The 25,954-nt window shown below is 33.2% G+C and carries 34 protein-coding genes and 1 pseudogene; 17 read left to right on the forward strand and 18 right to left on the reverse strand.

The annotated features are described in order from the left end of the window. From QZV68_RS06010 to QZV68_RS06035, 6 genes and pseudogenes are all read left to right on the forward strand, one after another. Positions 1–654, forward strand: a pseudogene (locus QZV68_RS06010) (hypothetical protein); the annotation flags it as partial. Between the two features lie 126 nt (positions 655–780). Beyond that, entirely contained in the window at positions 781–1,347 is a 567-nt protein-coding gene (locus tag QZV68_RS06015; RefSeq protein WP_296879540.1) for a hypothetical protein, read from the forward strand. A 25-nt stretch (positions 1,348–1,372) separates the two neighbouring features. Further along, a complete protein-coding gene (locus QZV68_RS06020) occupies positions 1,373–1,975 on the forward strand; it encodes a hypothetical protein (RefSeq protein ID WP_296879542.1) in 603 nt (200 codons plus the stop codon). Between the two features lie 71 nt (positions 1,976–2,046). Further along, the gene (locus QZV68_RS06025; RefSeq protein WP_296879544.1) at positions 2,047–2,655 is read left to right on the forward strand and encodes a TetR/AcrR family transcriptional regulator; all 609 of its coding nucleotides are present in this window, start codon (positions 2,047–2,049) and stop codon (positions 2,653–2,655) included. 60 nt (positions 2,656–2,715) lie between these two features. Then, a complete protein-coding gene (locus QZV68_RS06030) occupies positions 2,716–3,282 on the forward strand; it encodes a GNAT family N-acetyltransferase (RefSeq protein ID WP_296879546.1) in 567 nt (188 codons plus the stop codon). A gap of 2 nt (positions 3,283–3,284) precedes the next feature. Beyond that, positions 3,285–4,013: a flavodoxin family protein gene (locus QZV68_RS06035; protein ID WP_296879548.1), complete on the forward strand. Its 729-nt coding sequence runs from the start codon at positions 3,285–3,287 to the stop codon at positions 4,011–4,013. Here the strand turns inward: QZV68_RS06035 and ung are convergent. Genes ung through QZV68_RS06050 form a run of 3 tightly spaced genes read right to left on the reverse strand, consistent with a single transcriptional unit; the run spans position 4,006 to position 5,635 of the window. After that, positions 4,006–4,668, reverse strand: coding sequence for a uracil-DNA glycosylase (gene ung, locus QZV68_RS06040; protein ID WP_296879550.1), 663 nt, complete (start codon positions 4,666–4,668; stop codon positions 4,006–4,008). The two genes, QZV68_RS06035 and ung, sit on opposite strands and share 8 nt — an antisense overlap. A gap of 58 nt (positions 4,669–4,726) precedes the next feature. Further along, positions 4,727–5,197 (reverse strand): pyridoxamine 5'-phosphate oxidase family protein, encoded by a 471-nt coding sequence (locus QZV68_RS06045; RefSeq protein ID WP_296879552.1) that lies wholly within the window; start codon positions 5,195–5,197, stop codon positions 4,727–4,729. Positions 5,198–5,242: 45 nt separating this feature from the next. Then, positions 5,243–5,635, reverse strand: a complete 393-nt coding sequence (locus QZV68_RS06050) for a hypothetical protein (RefSeq protein ID WP_296879554.1) — start codon at positions 5,633–5,635, stop codon at positions 5,243–5,245. A gap of 104 nt (positions 5,636–5,739) precedes the next feature. On the opposite strand from QZV68_RS06050, the gene QZV68_RS06055 reads away from it, so the two are divergent. Together QZV68_RS06055 and QZV68_RS06060 are read left to right on the forward strand one after the other, a co-directional pair. Next, the gene (locus QZV68_RS06055) at positions 5,740–6,354 is read left to right on the forward strand and encodes a hypothetical protein (RefSeq protein ID WP_296879557.1); all 615 of its coding nucleotides are present in this window, start codon (positions 5,740–5,742) and stop codon (positions 6,352–6,354) included. Positions 6,355–6,461: 107 nt separating this feature from the next. Then, positions 6,462–7,109 (forward strand): hypothetical protein, encoded by a 648-nt coding sequence (locus QZV68_RS06060; RefSeq protein ID WP_296879559.1) that lies wholly within the window; start codon positions 6,462–6,464, stop codon positions 7,107–7,109. Here the strand turns inward: QZV68_RS06060 and dtd are convergent. From dtd to QZV68_RS06090, 6 genes are all read right to left on the reverse strand, one after another. Next, the gene (gene dtd / locus QZV68_RS06065; RefSeq protein WP_296879561.1) at positions 7,106–7,552 is read right to left on the reverse strand and encodes a D-aminoacyl-tRNA deacylase; all 447 of its coding nucleotides are present in this window, start codon (positions 7,550–7,552) and stop codon (positions 7,106–7,108) included. The genes QZV68_RS06060 and dtd overlap by 4 nt on opposite strands. A gap of 18 nt (positions 7,553–7,570) precedes the next feature. Then, positions 7,571–8,017 (reverse strand): hypothetical protein, encoded by a 447-nt coding sequence (locus QZV68_RS06070; RefSeq protein ID WP_296879563.1) that lies wholly within the window; start codon positions 8,015–8,017, stop codon positions 7,571–7,573. 2 nt (positions 8,018–8,019) lie between these two features. Further along, on the reverse strand, positions 8,020–9,162 hold the full coding sequence (locus QZV68_RS06075) for a toxic anion resistance protein (protein WP_296879565.1): 1,143 nt from the start codon (positions 9,160–9,162) through the stop codon (positions 8,020–8,022). 14 nt (positions 9,163–9,176) lie between these two features. Continuing rightward, positions 9,177–10,073, reverse strand: a complete 897-nt coding sequence (locus tag QZV68_RS06080) for a hypothetical protein (protein ID WP_296879567.1) — start codon at positions 10,071–10,073, stop codon at positions 9,177–9,179. A 249-nt stretch (positions 10,074–10,322) separates the two neighbouring features. Beyond that, the gene (locus QZV68_RS06085) at positions 10,323–11,273 is read right to left on the reverse strand and encodes a malate dehydrogenase (RefSeq protein ID WP_296879604.1); all 951 of its coding nucleotides are present in this window, start codon (positions 11,271–11,273) and stop codon (positions 10,323–10,325) included. Between the two features lie 186 nt (positions 11,274–11,459). After that, positions 11,460–13,331, reverse strand: coding sequence for a cysteine peptidase family C39 domain-containing protein (locus tag QZV68_RS06090; protein ID WP_296879569.1), 1,872 nt, complete (start codon positions 13,329–13,331; stop codon positions 11,460–11,462). 135 nt (positions 13,332–13,466) lie between these two features. On the opposite strand from QZV68_RS06090, the gene QZV68_RS06095 reads away from it, so the two are divergent. After that, positions 13,467–13,763 (forward strand): putative quinol monooxygenase, encoded by a 297-nt coding sequence (locus QZV68_RS06095; RefSeq protein WP_296879571.1) that lies wholly within the window; start codon positions 13,467–13,469, stop codon positions 13,761–13,763. Between the two features lie 24 nt (positions 13,764–13,787). Here the strand turns inward: QZV68_RS06095 and QZV68_RS06100 are convergent, their stop codons facing one another. From QZV68_RS06100 to QZV68_RS06115, 4 genes are all read right to left on the reverse strand, one after another. Further along, positions 13,788–14,210, reverse strand: coding sequence for an NUDIX domain-containing protein (locus tag QZV68_RS06100; RefSeq protein WP_296879573.1), 423 nt, complete (start codon positions 14,208–14,210; stop codon positions 13,788–13,790). A 54-nt stretch (positions 14,211–14,264) separates the two neighbouring features. Then, complete coding sequence (locus QZV68_RS06105) at positions 14,265–14,504, reverse strand: 4Fe-4S binding protein (protein WP_296879575.1); 240 nt, start codon at positions 14,502–14,504, stop codon at positions 14,265–14,267. 44 nt (positions 14,505–14,548) lie between these two features. Beyond that, a complete protein-coding gene (locus tag QZV68_RS06110; protein ID WP_296879577.1) occupies positions 14,549–15,382 on the reverse strand; it encodes a transporter substrate-binding domain-containing protein in 834 nt (277 codons plus the stop codon). A 392-nt stretch (positions 15,383–15,774) separates the two neighbouring features. Next, positions 15,775–16,317, reverse strand: coding sequence for a flavodoxin family protein (locus QZV68_RS06115; protein WP_296879579.1), 543 nt, complete (start codon positions 16,315–16,317; stop codon positions 15,775–15,777). A 234-nt stretch (positions 16,318–16,551) separates the two neighbouring features. On the opposite strand from QZV68_RS06115, the gene QZV68_RS06120 reads away from it, so the two are divergent. The 5 genes from QZV68_RS06120 (at position 16,552) to QZV68_RS06140 (ending at position 20,001) form a co-directional block, all read left to right on the forward strand. Next, positions 16,552–17,091, forward strand: coding sequence for a hypothetical protein (locus tag QZV68_RS06120; protein ID WP_296879581.1), 540 nt, complete (start codon positions 16,552–16,554; stop codon positions 17,089–17,091). 72 nt (positions 17,092–17,163) lie between these two features. Beyond that, positions 17,164–17,871, forward strand: coding sequence for a PD-(D/E)XK nuclease family protein (locus QZV68_RS06125; protein WP_296879582.1), 708 nt, complete (start codon positions 17,164–17,166; stop codon positions 17,869–17,871). Between the two features lie 45 nt (positions 17,872–17,916). After that, positions 17,917–18,861 (forward strand): ketopantoate reductase family protein, encoded by a 945-nt coding sequence (locus QZV68_RS06130; protein ID WP_296879584.1) that lies wholly within the window; start codon positions 17,917–17,919, stop codon positions 18,859–18,861. Between the two features lie 205 nt (positions 18,862–19,066). Next, a complete protein-coding gene (locus tag QZV68_RS06135; RefSeq protein WP_296879586.1) occupies positions 19,067–19,555 on the forward strand; it encodes a hypothetical protein in 489 nt (162 codons plus the stop codon). A 2-nt stretch (positions 19,556–19,557) separates the two neighbouring features. Next, a complete protein-coding gene (locus QZV68_RS06140; RefSeq protein ID WP_296879587.1) occupies positions 19,558–20,001 on the forward strand; it encodes a hypothetical protein in 444 nt (147 codons plus the stop codon). Between the two features lie 241 nt (positions 20,002–20,242). Here the strand turns inward: QZV68_RS06140 and QZV68_RS06145 are convergent, their stop codons facing one another. Next, positions 20,243–20,518: a hypothetical protein gene (locus tag QZV68_RS06145; RefSeq protein WP_296879589.1), complete on the reverse strand. Its 276-nt coding sequence runs from the start codon at positions 20,516–20,518 to the stop codon at positions 20,243–20,245. A 9-nt stretch (positions 20,519–20,527) separates the two neighbouring features. Then, positions 20,528–20,719, reverse strand: a complete 192-nt coding sequence (locus QZV68_RS06150) for a hypothetical protein (RefSeq protein ID WP_292601247.1) — start codon at positions 20,717–20,719, stop codon at positions 20,528–20,530. 125 nt (positions 20,720–20,844) lie between these two features. Here QZV68_RS06150 and msrA point away from each other — a divergent pair, with 125 nt between their 5' ends. Both msrA and QZV68_RS06160 read left to right on the forward strand, forming a co-directional pair. Further along, positions 20,845–21,753, forward strand: a complete 909-nt coding sequence (gene msrA / locus QZV68_RS06155) for a peptide-methionine (S)-S-oxide reductase MsrA (protein WP_296879591.1) — start codon at positions 20,845–20,847, stop codon at positions 21,751–21,753. A gap of 5 nt (positions 21,754–21,758) precedes the next feature. Further along, positions 21,759–22,154 carry a hypothetical protein gene (locus QZV68_RS06160; protein WP_296879594.1) on the forward strand — a complete coding sequence of 132 codons (396 nt, stop codon included), beginning with the start codon at positions 21,759–21,761 and terminating at the stop codon, positions 22,152–22,154. Here QZV68_RS06160 and QZV68_RS06165 read toward each other — a convergent pair. Together QZV68_RS06165 and QZV68_RS06170 are read right to left on the reverse strand one after the other, a co-directional pair. Continuing rightward, positions 22,151–23,125 (reverse strand): Mrp/NBP35 family ATP-binding protein, encoded by a 975-nt coding sequence (locus tag QZV68_RS06165; RefSeq protein WP_296879596.1) that lies wholly within the window; start codon positions 23,123–23,125, stop codon positions 22,151–22,153. The two genes, QZV68_RS06160 and QZV68_RS06165, sit on opposite strands and share 4 nt — an antisense overlap. Before the next feature lie 25 nt (positions 23,126–23,150). Further along, a complete protein-coding gene (locus tag QZV68_RS06170; RefSeq protein ID WP_363137066.1) occupies positions 23,151–24,482 on the reverse strand; it encodes an FAD-dependent oxidoreductase in 1,332 nt (443 codons plus the stop codon). A 76-nt stretch (positions 24,483–24,558) separates the two neighbouring features. Here QZV68_RS06170 and QZV68_RS06175 point away from each other — a divergent pair, with 76 nt between their 5' ends. Further along, positions 24,559–25,185: a CatA-like O-acetyltransferase gene (locus QZV68_RS06175; protein ID WP_296879600.1), complete on the forward strand. Its 627-nt coding sequence runs from the start codon at positions 24,559–24,561 to the stop codon at positions 25,183–25,185. Between the two features lie 52 nt (positions 25,186–25,237). On the opposite strand, the gene QZV68_RS06180 is transcribed toward QZV68_RS06175, so the two are convergent. Beyond that, positions 25,238–25,954, reverse strand: a 717-nt coding sequence (locus tag QZV68_RS06180) for an Ig-like domain-containing protein (RefSeq protein WP_296879602.1), incomplete at its 5' end; no start/stop codon positions are given.

Genomic DNA, 25,954 nt, shown 5'->3' on the forward strand with positions numbered 1-25,954 from the left:
ATCGACTTGTTACCTGGAAAATACACAGCAACAATACAATTCAAGCAAGACAACACCTACCTGGCATCAACAACCAATGCAAACATAGCCATAAACAAGGTTGCTACTGTTTTAACCGCCAAAAATATCAATATAGCATATGGAAATTCAGCCAATATTGTTGCTACACTAAAAGACAGTCAAGGCAAAGCCTTAGCAGGAAAAGTCATTAGCATCAAATTAAATAATAAGGTTTACAACAAAAAAACAAATGCTAACGGTCATGCAATACTTAATGTTAATCTTGCAGCCCAGAGATACAATGCAAAGATTGGGTTTGCCGGTGACGATGCCTATAAAGCATCAATCCACACATCCAAAGTGATAGTTAACAAGGCAACTCCAAAAATTACTGCATCATATAAAACATTTAAAGCTAATTCACGTGTTAAAAAAGTTACTGTAACACTTAAAAACAAAAATAAATTTGTTAAAAATGCTCTTGTCAAATTAACAATAAACAAAAAGACATATAAAGTTTCAACAAATTCAAAAGGAGTAGCAATTTTCTTCATTAAATTAACTAAAAAAGGTAAGTACATTGCAGTCTATAAGTATGACGGTAATTCCAACTTCAAATCAACAACTAAAAAAGTTAGGATAACAATATATTAAAAAAAAACCTCAAAACATATATTTCAAAAGGTTAAGATACACAAGCATCATTCAGCTATGGAACATTATTTAAAATATTTTCAAAAAATTTAATTAACTTAAAGGCAATATTTAATTTGGGATATTATGGACATAACTGTTGATGAAATGAAAAAATCAATTAAGAGGATGTATGAAAGACTTGATGAAGTCAGCCCGGTGGATTTTGATTGCGGAAAATTATGTGGAGAGGTCTGCTGTGTTTATGATGCCGATGAAACTCACACAGAAGAGCTTGTCCTATATCTCCTTCCTGGCGAAGAGCTTATGTATGAAGACAGCGATGAATTTGAGCTTTATTACATGGATTCATCAGAAATAAAATATCCTCCATCATGGAAAGACAATATTTTTCTTGTCAAATGTAAAAACCCACCAAAATGCGACAGATCCATCAGACCAATCCAATGCAGAACATTTCCATTGGTGCCCCACCTAAACAAAAATGGTGAATTCCATCTTGTTTTGGATGAAACTGAATTTCCTTATGTTTGCCCAATTATCCGTGACCATATTAAACTCAATGATGATTTTATCATAATTACTTTTGAAATTTGGAAACGCCTGATTTCAAATCCTTTAGTTTATGATTTGGTGGATATGGATTCGAAAGAAAGGGACAAAAGAACTTCCAACTATAAAATTGTCATTTAAATAATAGTAATCACATACTATTAACATGGCTAAAAAAATCATTATTCTTGTTTTAGCGCTGTTTCTTCTCATGAATGCAGCAAGTGCACTCGACTCTTCCAACTGGACCAAAGCCAATGTGGGATATGAGGAGTTCAAAATCCCTCCAGAATACAAAAATCCATATTCAAGCGATTTCAACATGTATGAATACGATGAAAACATTGACGTTTTCACAATAAGATATGTAAATCCACGAATAATGGATTTGTACGGATATTTTCTAGAGCATAACTCTTACATTAAAAAGGTCAATGTTGCTGGTCATGATGCGGTTCACTTTGCCGGCTATGACCGCTATGACGAAACAAACAATTCAAAGTTGTGGTTTTCGGCGGGTGATGAATTCTACTATATCGCCTGGAGAGGAAACCAAATAACCCCAACTATCAAAGAAGTTGTAAAAAGCGCAAGTAAATCAAATTACAACAAAACCGAGTTTTACAATATATTGGATAGTAAATATGACAACTATAAAATTGTTGATGCAATCCAATCCCAAAGATATGATTCTGCTCCAAAAGATAATGGTCATCATTCATTCATATCTATAGGAAACAAAGGATACGGTTTTGGAATCATCACCTAAACCCACTTTTTTCCAAAAGAGTTAATAATAAAAAGTAATATAGATATGACTAACAGTTGTTAGTTGATATTATGAATACCCGTGAAAAGATTTTCAATGTTTCAGTAGATTTGTTTTCACGCTATGGCTATGATAGAGTATCAATTCGCCAGATTGCAAAAGAAGTTGGAATAAAAGAAAGTTCCATATATAACCATTTTAAAAGCAAAGAATTAATTATGGATTCGATACTTGATTATTACATTACAAAAATGCTATCTGAAGACATTCCATTAATGCAGGCAAGTTTTAATTTGGATATTGGCTTTGATTATTTCTATGAAATGGGACTGAATGCCTTTGCATCACAGCTGAAGGATAAAAGAATGTCCAAAATTACAAGAATAATACTGATTGAATCGTATCACAACGAAAAAATGAAAGTCTTTTTGAGGGAACGCATTCTGAATGATGCAATTAACGGATGGATTGACCTGTTCAATCTGATGAAATCCAAAAAATTGATTTTAGAGGATTGCAATTCACGTCAGCTGGCAGAGTCTTTTTACAAGTACGGATTATTTCTTTTATATGAACACTACATCATCAATTATCCTGAGGATGACAAGAAATTCGTAGAAGAGTTAAGAGTAAAATCAAAAAATCACATCAGATTGATTTATAATTCAGTAAAGATTTAATGAGGGATTGACATTAGGATAAGACTAGAAAATGAAAATGATTATTTTGTAGTTGAAAAAATGGTTAGGGACTCCTTTTGGAATATATATCGGCCTGGAGCATATGAACATTACATCGTGCATAAATTAAGGGATAACAGTTGTTTCATTGCTGATTTGGCATATGTTATTGAAGATAACGGCAAAATCATAGGCCACATAAATTATTCAAAAGGCCATATAGAATATGAAAGCGGAGACATTGATGCGGTTGTATTGGGTCCTCTTTCAATTCACAAGGAATATCAAAACCATGGCTTAGGCTCAAAACTGATAAAATATACATTAAATCTCGCAGAAATGGCAAATATTCCATTTATATTGGTAATTGGTGACGAAACCTATTATCACAGATTCGGCTTTGAAAGTTCATCAAAATATGACTTGTATCTTGATGGAACTGATTCCCGTGATGAATGTCCATTTTTCATGATAAAAGTATTTGATGCAGGTAAACTTAGAAGTGAAAAGGGAATATTTCACAATCCCGATGTTTTTGATGTTAATGAAAAGGATGTAGATGAATTTGACAGTAAATTCGAATACCGGCAAAAGAAAGTTTTGGAAAGCCAACTTAAGGAGGTATAGAAATGAAATATCTAATAATCAACGGATCACCAAGAAAGAAAAACACATGGAAAATTGTCGAGCAGATCAAGCTGAATTTGGACGGGGAAACTGAAGAAATACATCTAATCAAACAAAAAATTCCAATGTGCAACGGATGCTACAAATGCTTTAATGAAGGCGAAGACAAATGCCCACATCACAATATTATCAATCCCATTGTGGAAAAACTAAAGCAAGCCGATGGACTTATCATCACATCTCCCGTTTATGCTATGAACGTCACAGCACTTTTAAAGAACCTTTTCGACCATACTGCATATTTTTTCCACAGACCAGAATTTTTTGATAAGAAGGCACTGATAGTTGTATCTACAGCCGGAGCAGGCCAAAAAAAAGTGGCAAAATACATGGATGAGACATTAAGACATTGGGGATTCAACAAAACCTATAAACTTGCTCTTGCTTGCGGTGGAAAGGAACACCTTGAAACAAAAGAAATCGATAAAACCGCCAAGAGATTCAATGAAGACGTAAAATCCAAGAAACTTCACTCACCTAAGTTTGGAGACATACTGTTTTTTAATGTATGGAAAGCTATGGCAACTTCATCAAACCCGATTCCAGCAGATAAAAAGTACTGGGAAGAAACAAACTTTATCAATCATGATTTCGCCCCAACTATAAAATTAAACATTATAAAAAGGGCATTTGGAAAACTGATGTATTTTATACTCAAAAAATTCATATGATTTCCCAGTTTATTTCTTCAAGACCATTATTGCTTAAAAATTCATTGGCTTTAATGAAATGATTGGAACCCAAAAAGCCACGTCTTGCAGAAAACGGGGACGGATGGGAAGTTATCAACACCAAATGATTAGGATTGTTAATCAATTCCTTTTTCTTTTCAGCCTGTTTTCCCCAAAGCAAAAATACTATCGGCTGTGATTGGCAGTTCAGCAGCTTTATTACATTGTCAGTAAATGTTTGCCATCCACATTTGCTGTGGGAATTTGCATTTCCCTCTTCAACCGTTAAAACTGTATTTAATAAAAATACTCCCTGGTTTGCCCATGATTCCAGACATCCTGACTTCGGAATAGGATATCCATATTCTGCATTAATCTCCTTGAATATATTTTTCAAAGATCTTGGTATCGGCCTTCCCGGAGGTGTTGAAAAGGCAAGCCCATGAGCCTGTCCCTTCTCATGATATGGGTCCTGACCCAATATGACAACTTTCACATTGCTTAACGGAGTCAATTTAAAAGCGTTGAATATTTCATCATAAGGAGGATAAATTGTTTTTGATTTATATTCCTCATCAATAAAATCCTTAATCTTCAAAAAGTAGTCCTTTTCAAATTCTTCGCTTAAAGCCAAATCCCAATCATTGCCTATCATAAGAATTAATTTATCAGTCTAAATATATTACTCTTTCTTAAACAGAGCATTTCATTTGTTATTTCTCACGAACGATTTTGCCTGAAATATGTTCAATTGTAATTTCAAATACCTGTGTTTTATCCAAAAGTCTGTCGATTTCATTAACAGTTTCTTCATGAGTTGGGAAAAACTTATCGCCAATATATGTTAGTTTATCGATTTTTTCAGACCTGTCTGCCAATATTCTGATTTTTCCAAATAGTATTACGCTTTTGAATGTGTACCACCAGCTGTCCTGCTGTTTTACTCCCCCATCCATAACACAGTATGAAACCTTATCGTGTTTTTTTATCGCATCATTTTTGTGACCTTCCATGGCTCCATGAAAGTAAATCTTGCCGTCAACATATGCATGGCTCATTGGAATGGCATAGGGATAATTGTTGTCACCTAAAAGCGCCAAAACGCCTCGTGGTTCATTAGTCAAAATATTTATGCATTCTTCTTCAGACAATTCCTGCTTGTGCCTTCTCATTTTTCGAAACATATCAAACACCTATAAAATCAAAAAAATGACTTAAAAATTCTGTAATCAGCTAATTTCTTTAAGCCTTTTCATGAAATTGTTTTTACTGTTTCCATCCGAATTTTTAACGGCTTCCTTAAGAATTTTTATTTCACCTTCTCGGTCATCATATTTTTGACAGATATTGGCTATACCTTCGTAAGCTTGAACATTATCCGGAACAATGACCAGAACTTTTTTATATAACTCAATAGCTCTGTTGTCATCTGAATTTTCAGCTTCTTTCAATAGATTTGAAATATCCTTCATTTGATTTTCAATATTCTTATCTGATTTTTTTAATTCACTAGTGTCAATTTTGTCTAATGCGTCAAATATCTCATTTGCCTTGCTATTATCAAAATTGGACCCCACTTCACGGTTTGTGTTTTTTTCTTTTTTGTCACTGAATAATTTCATATTAAATACTATTGTTTAAATACATATATATTTAACATAATAGTAATTTTCAAAAAAAATATTTATGTATAATCTACACAGAAATATTTATGGAGGTTAAAATTATGAACAAAAAAATAGTTTTAATACTGTTAAGTATTTTCATTGTTGCAGTTGCGGCAGGTAGCGTTATTGCTGCTGAAGCAAAGACCAACACTGAAATTAAAATGTTAAGCGAAAAAACATTGAAAAACGGAGATGACATTGAAATCCAGCTTAAAGATGCACAAGGAAAACCAATTGCATCACAAAAAATCAACATAAGCTTTGAAGCAAATGGAAAATACGAAAATTACTCCATTATGACTGATAAAGACGGAAATGCATACTTGGTATTATTTAATGAAGAATTAGGCGACCATAAAGTAATTATTAACTATTATGGTAACAGCAAATATAATCCTTCCCAATTAAATGAAACCATCAAAATCGTAGAGGGTAAATCCACTAACGAAAAAACCAATGCTAATTCCACTGCAAGTACAGTACAATATGAAAACACTACAAACAAAACCACCAATTCAACTGACAATGATACCTTATACTACAATGCAGAATACAACTTCTATTATAATTCTGACGGAGTTATTGTAGGTGGTCAAAGTGACGGTATGGATGCTTTTGAAACTTACATGGCATACAAATCAGGAGAAGCAAGCGGAAGTGAAAGTTTAGAATAATCTTCTGTTTTAGAGCATTTTAAATGCTCATTTTCTTATTTTTTTTTACAATATTTTAAAAAACTTTATAACTACTAATTTTCTTAATATTAAATGGAATGATTCAAATGGCTGATGAATTGAAATTAGAAACCAAATGTTATGATGCTAATGAATACGGTTATCTCTATGGATTGAATCAGAGAATACCTGACGAAGACTTTGAAAAAATCAAACCATATATGAGAGATTTCAGAAGAAAGGATTTTGTTGACGGCATAATTAAAGTAACCGGAAGGCCTGAAGGATACAGATGCCTTGAAAAAGACGTCAGCAAAGTTGAAGAAATCCTGGGAATAGAAAATACACTCGCCAAAAGACAGGAAAAAATCAAAAAGGCATTTGAAAACCCAATAACTAAAACAAACCTCAAGGACAATGCATACAACTGGTTGAATACATTATTCAAGAAAACAGGAACACATCCAAAACAGAACCTGTCAAGACTGGCGCTCCATTCAACTAAAATTTATGATCCTGAAGACAGCTTCAAAAATGGTGCAAAAGATGGTGAAGGAGTATTATTCATCTATACGCCACACGGAATGTGGTATATCATAAACAACTGCGGCATAAATAGCGATACATCCATTAATAACGTTGAGTCCAATTTAGGAGGAGCTATCGGATATAGACTTATGTATGATGATACTGTCGATACTTTGATTAGAATCTATACTGAAGAGAACGAATATACAGGTGAAAAACTATACTAATCTTCACCATACTCTTTTTCAAGCAATATTGTTACCGGACCATCATTCAACAAATCAACTTTCATATAGGCTCCAAATGTACCTGTTTCAACATCCACATGCTGGCTGCATTGCTCAGCAAAATAATCGAACAGTTCTGTTGCCTTATCAGGACTTAATGCCTTGTGAAATGAAGGTCTATTCTTTTTGGTTGAAGCATATAATGTAAACTGAGGAACAAGTAACAATTTTGCGCCAATGTCTTTGACTGACTTGTTCATTCTTCCGATTTCATCCTTAAAAATCCTTAATTTCACCAGTTTTTTAGCCAGATAATCAGCCTCTTTTTCAGTGTCATTCTGGCCAAAACCAACCAAAACCATTAATCCATTGTCGATTTCACCAACAATTTCTCCATCAACTTCAACGCTTGAATGTGATACTCTTTGAACAACCAGTTTCATTTAATTCCACCTGAACAATTAAAGAATAGAAATAACAGCAAATATAATGAAAATCAATAATACACAGCAACAGCATTCTTCAAAATTAGATTTCTCCTTGACTTTATTTACCACACCAGAATGCCTTGAACCATCAGGAGTGGAAACAACAGTGGCATTAACTCTTCGGGAATCCTCCATTTCATAAACATCAAACAGTCTAACAGCAACCATGATTGATCTAATCAAAGCTATTACTGCTGCTAAAAGTATTATCCCCACATAATAGAGAATCATAATCCTTGAAGGATATATGGCTGAAGCTAGAATGAATAAGAAAAGTGGCAGCTCATATGTAACCCCTTCCAGTATCCAGTTCCTGTTTGAAGATTTCAATCCCATATAAATGAAACCGACACCAGAAAATATCAGAGTAAATGGAAATATGACCCACCAGGATCTCTTAATCTTATCGAATGCATTCATTTTTATTCAATCAAACTCTTGTTATTGGTTTCAATTCTTTCTACAACCTTTTGACCATCTTGAGCCATGTCATTGAACATATCTATTGTTTCCTTCATTTTAGGAAGTGCCTGTTCCTTATAATTGCTGACATCTTCAATTGCCCCTATGGCTTCCGCAAATGAAGCTTTAAGCACTTCAGGAGAGATCATAGTCTCAGCACTGTGTTTTTGAATTTCACTGCCCTGTTCCCTAAGCATATGGGAAGTGGTTTCAATGATGTTTTCGGTTGTTTCATTCAATATATTAATTTTATCCATTACAATTTTTTGGTCATATAAGGCTGTTGCAACCATCACTCCTGTCCTTAATGCTGACACGGTAACGTTTTTAGCCCTGTAAACTCCACGAATTAATTCCTTATTGTTTCTTCTAATCACATTAAGTGAAACGATACCCTGCTGATTTACAACAATCATCTGCTGCATATCCATTATCCTTTGTCTTAAAGGGAAGAGTATCTCTTCTTTTACAAATTTAATCTTTTCGGGTGAGACACCATCCATTTCTGCTTTTAGGATTTGCTGTTCAATGGATTCGTCCATTTTTTTACCAAGTTCAATATCTGCAAGGAGCTTGTTTGTGGTTTCTCTCAGGTAATCCTCTTCATTCAATATTGTGACATTGTCATTCTGCAATACTTTACTACTGTTGTCAAGAGATTCTATGATATTTGAAATTGCGGTTTCAGCCTTTTCATACTTTGCGAAATACTTGCGGACAGGGTTCATGAGATTTCCCAAAACACCTTTTTTGGCGAAATTCACTTTACTTGGGTCAAGATCTCTCATTTGCCTATCAAGTTCTGATAGTTTTTCGCCGATATTTTCAGCATCCTTGCCACCCTTGTTAATATCAACAAATCTGGTGGCGAGAATTTCATTTCTCTGTGCAGATTTTGTCATATCCTCCATACCAAAGTTTTCCAAAGGTTTCAATATACTGTCTCTTTCGGTAGGATTGTTCAAATCAGCTTCAAATATGGCAACAGCATTTTCACCAGCTCTATCTTTAATATTTGAATTTTCTAATTTTACTTCTTCCTCTTTAAGAGTAGTTTCAACATCTTTTTTTATTTCATCAACATCAAGGGAAAATTCAGCCATTCATATCACCTTTTTTATTTGTATTCTTTAACGGAATCTATCAGATTTTCCATATCATCTACTAAAATTTTCAAATCTTCTTGAGAATTATCTTCCGAGTTCATATTGATAACAAGCTCATTGGTTAAATCTTCAATTTGGTCTATTATTGATTTTAAAGTATTTATCTTATTTTCAATTTCACTATCAACTTTTGGAGTATCTTCAACGGCTAATCTTGTAATGTTCAAAGCGCTTTCGGCTTCATTATAGAATAACTCATGAGATTTGTCAATGGTTGACATGAACTTGTCATAGGTTATTTGAGGCGGTTCGAAACGCTTTTCAATTAATTCTCTTACGGCAATTTCTTTTGATTCAAATATTGTCTTTAGCTCTTCAATCTCAGCGGCATATTTTTTAAGGGATTCAAGCCCTTCAGTTGATTTGGCTTTCTGTGACTTGAAGACATTGAATCTGGATTTATTGACTTGTCTTATGCTTTTATCAACATACTGCTTTAACTTGAATATGTAGTATAAATAAAGCAGAGGAAGTACTGCCAAAATCAAAATAAAAAACATTGCCAACCTATTTCCGCTATAGACAGCAGGAATAGAAATGCAAATTGAAATTGTGTAGTATAATCCCAAAATCCAAGGAAGCGAATCGTTAATCCGCATTACATCTGAAGAACTGCCAACACCTCTTTTAAGTCTGACTTTGGAAGCCTCTTTTGAGAGAGGAGCATATTCCAAGATTTCATCCTCACTTAAAATACTGGAATCAGGTTCTACGATATACTTTAAGTCAGAAAATGATTCGAAACATTTTACTTCATTTCCCAAACTATCATAAACCTTATAGTCCCTATACTTTAATGGAGACTTCAATCTGCTAATCTCTGCCGTTTTGGAATTGTCATTAACCATTTCATATTCTCCAATGTACAGTATATGAAAATATATAATCGTTAATGTTTTTAAATATTCGTATTTAAATTGTTAATATTTAAAAAAAATAAAAAAATAATAAATGAATTACTGGGCAAATTCACTTAAATAATTTACGCAACATTAGGAACTGCAATACCTAATAGTGTAGTGATTATCAAAACCGACATCAATATTCAATCAGACTGGATTATTTCCATTTTTTAATAATATTTTTCACTGCATCTCCTAATCATTATTTAGAGCTTCCAATACCTCATCAGTAGTTTCCTTAACAATTCTTGATGCTTCATAAAATTTGTTATTTTCATAGTCATTCATATGTATAGGAACAATCATTGCGATTCCCTTTTTTGACAGGACAACTGGAACACCTAATGAAACACCACTGACATCTTCAATCTCCCCATCAAGATAAGTACTTACTGTCAGAATCTTATGGCTATCAGTAATGATAGTGGATACTAAATTTGAAATTGCAAAAGCAGGACCATATTCTGTGGCGCCTTTTTTACTGATGATTGTATTTCCAGCGTTTCTGAGACGATGAATCAATCTTTTAACGTCAATATCAACAGACTTCATAAAATATTTTAAGGGAATACCCCCAATTGTTGTAGAACTTAAAAGAGGAACCATATGATCTCCGTGTTCTCCAATAACCCTTGTATGAACTTCTGAACTGTTTATATTCAAAAACTGTGAGAAATATGCTTTTAACCTTAGCGAATCCAAGTGATTTCCAATTCCAATAACCTTTTTCTTGTCAAATCCAGAATACTTCAAAGCGACAGTTGTCATTACATCAACAGGGTTTGTTGCAATTAAAATAATAGAATCAGGTGCATATAAAGCTATTTGCTCTGAATACTCCTTAATAATTTTTGCATTTGGAATTGCCAAATCACGCCTGTTCATTCCTTCTTTTCTTGGAGTTCCTGCAGTAATTAAAACAATTGCTGAATTCTTAATATCTTCATAATTAGATGAGGGGGTGAGCTCGCAGTCTATATCCTCTGCTGCCAGTGCATCATACATATCAAATGTTTCACCTTTGGCCTTATCGATACTTTGCGGCCGTGCAAACATGACAATCTCATCAACTGTGTCGGCTCTTGCCAAGGTAAATGCTACGTTTTTACCTATTACTCCAGTTGAACCCATAATAGTTACTTTCACCATAATATTATATATTAATAGCAAGTTATATAAATTTTTAGTTTTAATACTTGACAAGAGGACAATATATTATAAATTTTTTTAAAAATTTAACATATGTTCATTTTTTAGAAATTATTTTAAGTTAAATCAACATGACATTTAAAAAAAGAAGAAAATCAATGAATTTTATTCATCAATTTGTGACTAAGAAACAACCTCTCCTGTGTTTCGGGCAGTCCAATTTGGAGCCATGCTGAAATAATATGAACCGATTTGATTTTTGAGTGAGGATCCTAAATGATAATTCAATTTTACAATCAGACCATCATCGTAATTCTTGTAATACCTTGTTTTCATATACTCGACAGACAGCCATTCGGAAGGAATGTCATAATAGCTTCCATATGAATTGCTTACAAGAACCTTTTTACCATCACGACTAATGTCCAAAATTGCCACATAATGATTTTTAGTATGGAACACCAAAGCACATCCTCCTTTTTTAAGTTCGGTTAATGCCTTATTGAAGGAATTTCTATAATAGTAATAGCATTTGAAATTTTTCTTTTCAAGAGCTTTTATCATGTCCGAACATGCTGTTCCGTTTTCGCGTGTTGTGGCTGAAGCTGAAGCCAGATAACTTTCGCAGAGGTAATTCTTTAGAACCTGACAGCACATGCTGCATGAAGTCGGTCCGCAGGTATATGACGTATCCTGAATGTCCCTGACTTCTGGATAGGAATATGACCTTCCTCTTAAAGATACAGTTATAGAATCCGGCCAATAATTATGCCTATTTGCATCTACAAGTTTCCTGTTGATTTCCTTTTCAATAACGTTCCATTTTTCCCTTTTGATAATATGATAAGTATTTGGCTGTGCTTTTGATTTGAAAAATGTATATTTAGGCAATTTATTATATAAAAACAGACAGTAACTGTCCCTTTTTAATACTTCCCTATACTGAGCCTTTGTAAGCTTATAAGTTCCACTACCATCTGCTAGGACATATCTTCCAGCCATGACATCAACATCAGGAACGCCACCTCTTAAAGGAATTCTGTCTTTTAATGGGTCTTTAACATTACCTTTATAGCAGCGCATTATCTTGGCCACATAATATTTTCCGAATTTGGCCATGACCTTATGTCTTCCCTCTTTAAGTTTTGGCTTTATGACAATGAATCCATCGAATGTTGTTTTCCTATAGAATGTTTTACCTGAAACTGTGATTTTGATTGTCTTTTTGCAAATTTCCTCCCGTGAAGAATCCTTAAGATAAACTCTCAGATAACCGTTTGTCAGCAATTTGGAATTGCCTATGTTGAGAGACCTATGCTCGTTTACAAAAACAGTGACTTTTTTGGATGAAGCCTTGAGGTAGGCATTGCCTGAAAATTTATAGAAGATTACAAGTTTTTGTGAGGAAGATGGTGCCTTTAAACCTATCTTACCATTTTTGTGGGATATTCTGGTAAAAGTCTTTCCGTTGACTTTTAGAATTACTCTTTTTGAAGTAACCGGATTTCCGCATTCATCCTTTAAGAAAACATAATAGTAATTGTGAATAAGAACGAAATTGGAATATTGCTCTATTCTTGTGGATAACTTCAATACATTAATATTAAATGATTTTGAAACATATGTGAAGTTTTTATCAGCTTTTGAAGTAACTGTAAGCTTATAGTTTCCTGCAGGAAGATCAATTCTTAATTTGGCATCTCCCCCTGAATCCGTTATCAGGTTGAATCTCTTATTTCCAACGGATGCTGTCAGCTTTTTCAGTTTCAATGCCTTTCCGTCTTTTCCCTTAATATGAATGGAAATTGCATCTTTAATTTTGACCTTATTGGAATCGATTGAAATTATGGGCTTGGATTTTGCAATTTCAGATAAATTATTTGAACTAGAAAGATTATCCAAATCGTTTTTGGCAACATCCAGCTTATTAATTTCACTTGCATTAATTTCAACATTAGAAAATGATTCCGTTGAGTTCAAATCAGATGCATAGGAAACACCGATAAAAACCAGAAGTATAACTGAAATAAAAACTAATATGAAACTTTTTTTCATGATAATATTTTCTATAATTATGATAAATAAGTTTAATTAAAAAGTAAAATATTTCTTTCATCTATAAAAATTATTCAAAATTTTTAAGTATAATGAAACTAAAACTATTTCTACAAATATCTAGGAGATAATATTATGGATTTCATTGTTGTTTTAGCAAAAGTATATCCAAAAAATGGTTGTAGAGACAGTGTTATTGAAATAGCACAAGAGCTAATTGAAAAAACTCTTGATGAAGATGGAAATATTGATTATCAATTATTGAAATCTTTAAATGATGATTCATTAACATTTGTTGAAAAATGGGAAACTTTAGATGCACTAAAAAAACATATGGCATCCCCTCACTTCCAAACTTTTGGTTCTGAAAGCGAAGACTTTATTGAAAACATGGAAATTCAAGTTATAGGTGCTGAAGAGCTCAACCTATAATCACTTATTTTTTTAACTTAATACCTAATCATTCTTTTTAAATGAATTCATTGCCGCCCGAGTAAGTTGATTTTCATCAATCAACCGACATACTTCTTTTTTGGTAAACCAATTATAATCATCATGCTCTTCGCTTATTATTACCTCATCACTCTCAGCAGTTACTTTCATGATCAGTTGTATTGACTTGATTTCCTCATTTGTTTTGCAGGCAGTGTAGTTATTTTGGATTACATTGTAAAGAGATTCTATGATAATTTCAAGACCTGTCTCTTCAAGATATTCCCGTCTAAGAGCTTCATCAAAAAATTCGCCTTTCTTAACCTTTCCTCCAGGAATTTCCCATTTGTTAGCATCATGACTGGATTTGGATCTAACTTTCAAAAGCAGAATTTTTCCATCAACTTCACAAATTCCGCGCACTGCCAATCCCCACATGTCTTTCATTCAATCACCTCCATATCAATTAAAAAATAGCCAAAGGTTTCCAAAGTGACACTACTAGTTTACAGTAATGCAATCGTTTGGACATATTGCCATACATACCTTGCAGTTTTTGCAGACCTGAGCATCGCGTACACTGGACACCTCTTCAACAATCATCAGGACATTATTAGGACATGCAATAGAACATTTTTCGCAGCCGTCACAATCTTCGGTGTTGATGTCTATGTGACAGTCATCTTCAACGCTTTGTGGCTTTTTATCCTTATTTCTTTTAAATAACGAACCTAAACCCATTTTAACTACTCCAAATAACTATTCATTGTGGAAAAAAAAATAAATTAAGGATGAATTACTCTTTCAGGGATTCCATAATCACTGTAATTTTGAGCTATCTTATCTACAGTTCCATCCTTGAACATTTCATCTAATGTTTTCTGAACCTGATTTCTTAACCCGTCATTTCCTTTTTTAAATGCAATTCCATATTTGTCATATTTTATAGGTTTATCAAGTATTTTAAAATTTGAATTTGAGAATTTTTGAGCAATATGGTATTTTGCACATCCTACATCAACAATCAAAGCATCGCAGGCGCCTGATTCCAAATCCATAAATCCAGTATTGTAGTCGGATATTTTGTCTACTTTTGCAAATGAATCCATTAATGACTTATTTTCATCTACTAGATTTTCAGCACTACTTGAAAATAGTAATTCAACAGATTTCCCTTTTAAATCGGCAAATGAATTGATATTTGAATCATTTTTTACAACTATTACCTGTGAATTATTAAAGTAAGGATCAGACCAGGTATATTTATCTTCTCTTCCATCAATAGTAAATTCACTCCAAATACAATCGATAGCATTGGAATTGAGTTCATCTTCCTTAGTATCCCATCCGATTATTGCATGAGGTTTGAATGTCCAATTGTTTCTTTTTGCAACTTCCTTTGCCAGTTCATAATCAAAGCCAGTGTAGTTTCCATCATCAGTTTTGTATCCGAATGGAGGAAATACATCACTAAATCCTACAGTAAAAGTCTTATCATCATTTACTGCACCTGAATTGTCGTTTGAGAAAAAATCAAAAAACCCCTCAGCATAAACCGCACTGCTCATTAAAAATACTGCCAATATCAATGAGAATATCAATATTATTTTTTTATTCATAATAATCCCCTGTTTACATTTATGACATTTATATGCATTTAGCCCTAAATTAAGTAATACTCTTGAATTCATAGTTTTAATAGTTTTGGTAACATTCAAAATTGGACATTAAAGTAAGAATTTCTAAATGCCCTTTAAAAAAAATAGAATCATATTTTTCCGGCTTCCTTTAATGTTTTGGAGCCATAAGCAAATTATTTAATGTTTAAAACAATTTTTCACCAATGCTTTGATTTAAACAAACAATTACATATTTTTTGTTTTAATATGTAGAATCACGTTTAACCATTTAAAAAAAATTAAAACAATAAAATGATATATGCTATCAAATGCCATCTAATGAGCTAAAAAAAAAAGATTGTAAATATAGATTATATTAAAAAAAATTAGGTTTAGAATTTTAAACCTAATTCGTAAGCTTCTTCTAATTTTTTAGGTTGCTCTTCTGCAACAATACCTGCAGGACCTGCACTGCCCGCATCCACATGGCCAATTACTTCATAGCCCATAAATGTGAATGGTGAGAATTTAGTAAGGTTAATGTATTCCTCATATGTTCCTTCAGGTTGATTTTCAGTGAATATTAATGCTGCTTTACCAGATAGGCTTTTGTCAGGATTTTGACCAATGCTGTAGAAACGGTCAATGATTAGTTTTCCCTGTGCTGTCATTTGACCATAATAGATTGGTGTTGCAAATATTACTCCATCAGCAGCAACCAATTCATCAAGAATTTTGTTTCCGTCATCTGCACGTACGCATTCTGGGTTTTCAGCACAGTACATGCATGCCTTACATGGTGCAATATCCTCTTTTTCAAGGTAGTACTTTACAACCTCTCCACCGTTTTCTTCAATTCCTCTTATCATTTCATCCATCAATACATCACAATTTCCGCCTTTGCGCGGACTTGCTTGAAGTGCTACAATTTTCATTTTTTATACTCTCCGATTAATCGTTATTATACTATATTAAAAAAAATATTATATAAATTTTAACTAAACATTTGAAGAAAATCTTAAATTGGCCTGCAAAAACCTTTTCAAACATTCAAAAACAATTCTTCCAATCACCATATTCTTGAAAAATTCAACTATTACTCAATTTGAAGAGCATAATTAAATTAATTATATATAGTTAGAAATCAAATACTTTAATAAGGTGTAGACATGAATATGAAACAACTTTATGCTTTACTGATTATTCTAATAGTAATCTATGTTGGTATTAATGTAGGTGCCAATGGTTTGAATATTCTTAATTCTAATGATGGCAATAATACTAATAATGCTGTTGACGGAATTGCGGTTGGAGACAGTAGCTTTGCAAAAATTGACAGTTTTAAAGCAACAAAAATAAACAATACTGCTGTTAAATTAGTTGACCCTAGCACCAATCTTACAATTCAAGTTGAAGAAATCGACAGCTCTTCAAATGTCAAAAGTCTTTATGAAAGTCAAAAAGAAGGTTCAGGCATTACTTCATCACAGGAAGTTGATCAAAATGGAGTTACTGCATACTTCCTCTATAAAGAAGAATCAGACAGCTATGATACTGATATTTACTTCACTAAAGACAATAAAAATTACTTGATTAGTGGACACAATACCACTTATGAAAACAGTGACAGCTTCATTAACACATGTAAGGAAATCATTGATACCATGCATGAAAATGGCAGCAGTGATGGAAAAATCAACAGATTTTAATTAGAGAGTATTTGAATTACTCTCAAAATCTATTTTTTTTAACTTTTTTATTAATTATCCCAAGGTTATGGCATGAGATTATCAAAATCCAAAGTAAATTCTTATCTTAAATGTCCTTTGGAATTCAAATTTCAATACATTGACGAAATTGAAGTTCCTCAGAATAAGTACATGGCTCTTGGAAGCGATGTTCATCTGATAGCTGAAAAGTTCACCGAAAAATTTGGGGATGATATTGTAGAGATAGATACCCGCAACGAACTTTTAAAAATAGCCCATGACTTGGATATTGGATATGACTTAACAGAGCATATTGATAACCTAGAATCATTTTTTGAAGAGGTCTTTGTTGAAAACAATTACAAACTATTTTCCAATGAGGAATACCTTCATGATGAGAAAAACAGGTTTTCTGGCATATGCGACATTATCCTGGAGGATGAAAATGGAGATTTGGTGGTCATCGACTACAAGACCAGCAAGTCAAGTTCCTTTTCAAAATACCGTCTGGAGTTATGTTACTATAAATTACTTGTTGAAAACGTATACAATAAAAATGTCTCCAGTGTTGGAGTATTCTTTACAAAAAACGGACGTTTAAGATTGTTGGACATTTGCAATGAAGACAACAAACGCAAATATTTAAACCAAAACGAAATTGATGAAGCCATTACAACTCTCCACAAAGTCAGAACCAACATAAACAATGAAGTTTTTCCAGCCCGAAGACAATTCCTATGCAGGTATTGCACATATAGAAATATATGCGATGAATACTAACATAGAATATTAATTTTATATAGATAAAACTACAAAACAACCATCATGAAGATATTATTAATCGGTGCAGGTGGAGTTGGAATTGGTTTAGCCACATCCGTCGCATCACAGGGAGCAGAAGTTTCAATATTCGCAAGAAGCGAAACGGCCAGTGCAATAAGGGAAAATGGAATTGAAAGGTGCGGTCTGTTTGCACATTATAAAATCAAAGATATACCCGTCTATGAAAAGTACTCAGATATTCCGCGAAATTATTTTGACTATATTTTCATTGCATCAAAAACAACAGCCAACGAAGAAATTGCAAAAAACCTAAATGACAACAGGAAAATACTAAAGGATTCAACAAGAATCATTATTTTTCAAAACGGATTTGGAAATGATGAGGCATATCTGAAATATTTCCCAAAAGACAGGGTATTCTCTGCAAGAGTAATTACAGGATTTTTAAGACCTGAAAGGCACATCAGTAAAATTACCGTATATACTGAACCGATTCTTCTTGGATCACTCCAGCATGAAAATCCAAATTGTCTGGCCGAAGTTGCAGATATGATTACCGCATCAGGAATCAGATGTGAACTTACCAACGAGGTGGACAGATATCTGTGGGCAAAAATGCTTTACAATTGCGCACTAAACCCATTGGGAGCAATACTTAATGTAAATTATGGGAAATTAACAGAAAGCGAATACTCAAAAGAAATTATGAATAGCATAATTGACGAAATATTTGAGGTCATCAAGGCATCAGGATATTCAACCCTTTGGAACACTCCAAAAGAATATAAGGACATTTTTTATTCAAAGCTTGTTCCAGACACATATGAACATTACTCATCAACCCACCAAGACATTCAAAGAAAAATTAAAACCGAAATCGATTCCCTCAACGGCAAGGTCATACAGCTTGGTGAGAAAAATAATGTTGATGTGACAACAAATAAAATTATCTATAACCTAATCAAAAGTATTGAAAATGACTTTTAATTACCATTCAGATACTAAAACTTTATATAGGTTGAAATTAAAAATAGTATTGTTCATATTGTTATATACTATTTTTTTATAATATGAACAATGGTGATGGTTGAAATGAGCATTCGTTTGTATTCCTTTAGTGGTGTTTAGGAAGAGAATGTTCATTTGTTTTTAAAAACTTTTTTTAACGATTATTATATTATTAGGTGAAATTATGAGCGAACTTAAACATTTAGTAGAAAAATTCATAGAACTTGACGATAATTTAAATGAAAAAATTGAAAAAGAATTAGAAACATCTGAAGAACTTCCAGACTCCTTTGAAGAGGACAACAAGTCCCAGATTGAAGAGCTCGGCGAAATCTATCATGAAATCGAACATCAGGTATTCAATGAGGAATTCATCATTGTTTCAAATGCAAAAAGTGAAGAAAAAGAAGTAGTAGCATTAATTGTCAGTGATGAAGAGGACGAAACAGAAGAATTCGTAATTCCAGTTTATACCGATGAAGCCGAAGCTGAAGAAGCAATTGCATTGTTCAAGGAACAATTCGGTGAAAACGAATTCGAATGTGATAAAAAAGTAGGTAGTGAAATTGTAGCTGATTACTCTGATGATGAAGGTTTCATTGGTCTTGCAATTAATGCACCACAATGGGACTTTGTTATCGGTGGCGAAGATGTCCACGATTGCTGTGAGTAAATATGAATCCCAAAGATTATGAAGACTATCAAAAAAATAATGTGAAAGCTTCCAAAAGTCAGCTTAAGGAATATATTCAGATTTATGCGGATATGGCAAAAAAGCTTAAAACAGAACAGGCCGTCGAACTTGATTCCGTGAAAAGAAACATCAAAAAAACCTATCCAAAAGAGATATATTTTACATTAGCTGATGAAAATAAAAATCCGGTTAAGTTTACGCTTACCGATTCCAGCAAGGAATACATTATTCCAATCTTTACGGATGTTAGGGAATACGCTTTGGGAAGCGCTAAAATATCAAAGCTATTTCTTGAAAAGTTAGAAATGAAAGTGCTGAGTCCGGAAGACATTTCCAAAATTGCAGAGGATGACGAACATTTCCAGGGATTTGTAATCAATCCCCACTCACAAAACTTTAATATGGATCGAAATGCTGATTTTTAAACACAATTAAATGTTCCTGATTGTTGATTATGCTTTTTAACTATAATCAACTTTCACCAAATTTTAAAAAAAAAACAACAACTATATCACTTACATTAAAAAATATTAAAACAGTTTTTTGAAAAACAGTCATGACAAATTCTATTTATCATAATAAGAAATAGACTGGAAAAAGAAATTAAATGAATTTAGATCAAACTTCAAGTGCAATGTTATCCCAAGCACAGTGAATTCATGAAAATTATTCCAATTCATCCAATTCTTCATCTTCTTCTTCAACAACATCATCAACATAATACTTGTATCTGTATGACATCTTAAAGCCCTTGATTACTTCACGTTTAGGCCTTCTCTTTCGTCTAATAACAGGAGCATGGGCATCTTTGTATTCATCCTGATAATGTTTAACAAAATTTTTATTCTCACGAAAGTATCTGGAATTTCTATGACGGGTATGCGGCGCCTTATACATTTTTTTTCTAAGCAACCGCCTACTGCTTGATACACGCCTTAACACACAAATCACTTATCTTCTATTTAAATTTTTAGTTGCAGATTTATCTAAAGTAGCTTGAATCTCATCAATTCTTTCAACAACAACTTTAATAGCTTGTTCTCCTTGACGAGTAGGATTTATTCCTTGTTCAACAAGTAATGCATCCCTGATATCTCTTAATCTATCGATTGAATCGATTTTCATAATAGTACTGTAAAACATATGATAACTTCCTCCATTAAAAGATAATATTAAGTATGATTTTTATTATAAAAAAGTTTTTTGACGGAATATAATTTGCCAATTCTCATTTAAACTTTAAATATAAATAAAGAAAATTAATTAATATGTATGAAAAATTAAATGTAATCTATTTGGCTGGAGGATGCTTTTGGGGAGTTGAAGCATTCATATCAAGATTGAAAGGAGTCAATCAGACAGAAGTGGGATATGCGAATGGAATTGATTTGGCACCGACTTATGAAAAGGTATGTTCTGGAAGAACAGGTCATGCCGAAACTGTTAAAGTGACATATAATCCTGGCTTCATATCCCTTGAGGAAATTTTGGAAAAATATTATATGATTATTGATCCTTATGCAAAAAATCGTCAAGGCCCAGATGTTGGAACTCAATATAGAACAGGAGTTTTCTGGCAGGATGAATCCCAAAAGAAAATAGTATTGAAATTTTTTGCAAAAAAACAAGATGAAACCAATGAAAAAATCCATGTGGAAGTTGGTCCAATCCATTGTTTTTACACAGCAGAAGAATATCATCAAAAATATCTGGAAAGGCATCCCGAGGGATACTGTCATGTTGATTTAAATTTGATAAACGATAAAGAATTCGACCACCTGACTAAAGAACAGTACGAAATAACACAGCTTGCTATGACAGAACCCGCATTTAGTGGAGAATATGATAACTTTTTTGAAGATGGTGTATATGTAGATGTTGTAAATGGTGAAATTCTATTTTCTTCTGAAGACAAATTTGATTCAGGGTGTGGCTGGCCGGCATTTTCAAAACCCATCAGCGAAGATGCAGTGACTATGAACCGGGACTTTTCATATGGCACAACACGCACTGAAGTCAGAAGCGCAAAATCCAACTGCCATCTTGGACATGTCTTTAATGACGGTCCTGGAGGAACCAAACGTTATTGCATCAATTCAGCGGCACTAAAATTCATTCCAAAAGATGATTTGAAAGACTACATTAAACAATTAAATAACATTAAAAATAAAAGATAGATACAATGAATATCGAAGAAATACAACATTCTGAGTTAAAAAACCATATAAATATGATTTATATGCATGGTGAAAACGACAACCAGGAAGCAATCAGGAAAACCGAATGTGAAATAAAGGAATATATTAGAGATAAAGAATTCATCATTTCAGTAGAAGACGGCAAGCCTGTTAAAATCCCTTATGCCAATGATGGAAACTATTTGGTTCCAATCTTTACTGATGCTCTCGAATATAAAAATGGTATGCAATATTTTTCACTGAACGTTATGGATGAAAACAAGGAATATATAATTGAAAAACTTGATTACTTTAAAAAATTAAAAGAAGATCCCAATTTCTTGGGATATATAGTTAATATAGCACGTGTAAGCTATATCATAAACATTACACTGCTCTAACAAAATTTATCTTGAATATCTTCAACGATTTCAACAAATCTTTTTGATACTTCATCATCAGGATCAACAGTTGCGATTACGCCTTCCTGATTTGGTGAATCAGACACTTTTTCTTCAATAGGCAAATCTCCAAGATATTCAATTTCCATTTCTTCAGCAAATTTCTTGCCGTTTCCTTTACCGAAGATATGCAATTTTTCATTACAATGAGGACAAATGTAATAAGCCATATTTTCAATAAGGCCTATTTTTTTAATGTTCATCATTCCAACCATTTTAACACATTTTAAAACATCTTCCTGTGATACGACATTAGGTGTGGTTACCATAATGACTGCATCCGCATCCGGAATAGTTTGTAAAACTGTTAATGGTTCATCACCAGTTCCAGGTGGGTTGTCAACAATTAAATAATCAAGTTCTCCCCAATTGCAGTCAGAAATCAGCTGTTTGATTGCACCTGTTTTTTGAGGTCCTCTCCAAATGATTGGTGTATCAATGCTTTCAAGCAAAAATGCCATGGACATTACTTTTAAACCGCTAGGCAATTCAACAGGGAACATTGTTGTGTTAAACTCCTCTTTGACTGATTCTATATATGCCAATTTTTCTTCATCGTTTTCAAAGTTTTGGGTTGCAAGTCTTTCTTCTGTAATCTGTTTAAAAGTTTCAAACTGATTTTCACTAAAAGCTTCACCATATAACTCCAAACCTAACATTTTAGGTATGTTCGGTCCGTGAATATCTGCATCAAGGATACCTGTTTTAAAGCCCAATTTCTGAAGGGTCTGGGCAATGTTGGCTGCAACGGTAGATTTTCCAACTCCTCCTTTTCCACTCATTACAACTATCTTGTGTTTGATTTGACCAAGGTTTTTAGCTAATCTTAATTCTTGTTCAATCATTTGTCTTTGTTGTTCAGGGGTCATTTGACCTCCGTGGCCGTGATGACCGTGACCATGTTCAGGCATTAATATCATCTCCAAAAATATTTATTTAATTAAATTTTTTACTTACCTCTTCAACTGCGAGGATTAATGGGTCTGTAACCATTGAGACTGGTGGTGCATAAGCAAATTCCATATTGCTTAAATCAAAGCATGTTAAACCTTCAGTAATGGCTAATGTCATGGTATCAATTCTTTCAGCTACTCTTTCTTCAGCTATGATTTGACAGCCGATAATTGTTCCGTTACCATCACATATAACTTTAATGTCCATCGGTTTTGCATTTGGATAGTATCTTGCCCTAGTAAGTGCCTGTACCTTTTCAACAACAGGCCTGATTCTGTTTTGTTGAGCAAAGCTTGTGGTATATCCTACTGCTCCAAATTCTAATTTTCCAACTTTTGATACCATTGAATTTAAAACCGGATTGAATTTGGATTTTTTTCCGCAAATGGTACGAGCCAATGTTTTTGATTCACGTACTGCAGTGGTACCCAATTGAGAAATGGTATTTGAACCTAAAATTAAATCTTTTGATTCTACACAATCTCCAACAGCATAAACATCATCAACTGAAGTTTCCATCCTGTCATTTACAAGAATAGCCCATCTTCCAATTTCACAACCGGCCATTCTAGCCAAATCAAGTTCAGCCCTTACACCAGTTGCCATGATAACCATATCAGCATCATAGATTTCATCATCTCCAAAGCATGCCTTTTCAACCTTTCCATCACCGATTAATTTGGTGATAGGCTTGCCTAAAACAACATTAATTCCTTCCATATCAAGGTATTTTACTAAAATATCAGACATGTCCTTATCAAGAGATCTTGGAACAATTTGAGGCAACATTTCACTTAAAATAACATTCAAACCTTGTTGTTTAAGAGCAAATGCGATTTCAATTCCAATCAAACCTGCTCCAGTTACAATAGCGCTTTTAGCATCTTTCATTGCTTCCTGAACTCTAATACCATCATCGATGTTGCGTATTCTAAATACTCCATCTAGGTCCACACCATCCATAGGAGGGACAAATGGATTGCCTCCTGTTGCAAGAACTAATTTATCATAGTCCATGACAATCTCTTCACCGTTTTTCTCATAAGTTACTGTTTTTTTATTAGAATCAACAGCAGTTACTTCCACTTCTACAATAACATCAATATTTTTTGCCTTATAATCTTCAGGAGTCCTCATGATAATATCATCAAAGGATTCAATTGTTCCAGACAATACATAAGGAATAGCACATGGAGAATAAGCCACTTTATTGTCTCTTGTGAGAACTGTAATTTCTATTTCATCGTCAAGTTTACGAATATTTGAAGCTGTTGAGATTCCTCCAGCTCCACCACCTACTATCACTACTTTCATTATAACAAAACCCATTAAAGATTTATACAATATAATATATATTAAAAAATGATATAAAAAGATTAAGGTTTTTCAAATGAAGGAACTTGAAATTAATTTAGATGAAAATCCATTCATAAACTTCCAATCAGCCAGATACGCAATGTCTGCAAGAATTGATGTTGAGAACTTATGGAACTGGTGTCATGAAAATAACAAATCATTTTTTATAATGAGTATGGGTTGCCTAATGAACGCCATTAATTCCGTGCCGGAACTTAAAAGAAGAATCCTTGATGGAAAGGCTATTGAATATGACTTTTTGGAAGGAGTATCTCCAATAATGGATGAAAATGAAGGAATTTACCGTGAAATGAGGGTTAAAACACCACAGGAATTTAATGACATCATTGACTGGCATAACTATGTGAAAAAATTGTCAGAAGACATTTTAACAGGAAAAAAAGAAGGCTTTTTCATTGACATGGACAAAAGAGATCTTGAAAATATCGTAAACATGTCCTGCATTCCATGGGTTGACTTTGACATGATAACCAACTGCACCGTTTACGGAAATGCAATACAGCCACTGGTGACTTGGGGAAAAGTCAATGAAAACTTTGAAATGAGCGTTTCAATTACAGTAAGCCATATCTTTGTTAATGGCCGTGAGCTCGGCTACTTTTATGAAAATGCTCAAAAAGAATTCAATAGCTTTGAATAATTTAAAACTGATTTTAAAAAAAAAGAAAATTGGATAGGGAAAAAGTTCATCCCTATCTTAAAACGGTGATTTTTCGAACCACAGAGTCTTTGGCATATCTGACTTTATATTTATAGACTTTACCAACTTTTAGCATGGCTAAAAACTTCTTACTAATTGTGAAAGTTGCAACACCTTTCTTATTGGTTATGGCTTTGAATGTTTTTCCATTCAATTTCAATACCATATGTTTGCCTGCGAGATATTTTTTGGCAACAGGAGCCAGTCTGACTTTAATTTTAGCAAACCTTGCTGATTTTTTGATTTTCTTGTTATAAGCAACAACTATTTTTCCAACCTTTACATTTTTAGATACAGACACACCTTTAAATGTTGCTGTAATTTTATATGTTTTTGGAGCAACAATAGGTAATTTAAGTGTTGCATAACCTTTATTATTTGTCAAACGTTTGTATGTTTTTCCGTTGAATTTGAATATCACATACTGTTTAACAACAGCATTGCCGTCTACAGTCACAAGTACCCTGTAAGGATATTTGCAGGTATACCTGATTTGAATGTTTTTAGATTTCAAAATAGGCTTTTGTATATTGATAGTGAAGTTTTTATCTGCAGAATTATATTTGCCGTCACCTGAGTATGTTACTGAAACGTCATATGCCCCATATCCAAGTCCAGGTATTGTAATTATTACATCACCATTTTCAACAGGACTATAATATGAATAGCCGTTTACATTAACCAATGCATAACCTGTAGCATCTTTAGG

The organism is uncultured Methanobrevibacter sp., assembly GCF_902801725.1.
Taxonomy (GTDB): domain Archaea; phylum Methanobacteriota; class Methanobacteria; order Methanobacteriales; family Methanobacteriaceae; genus Methanocatella.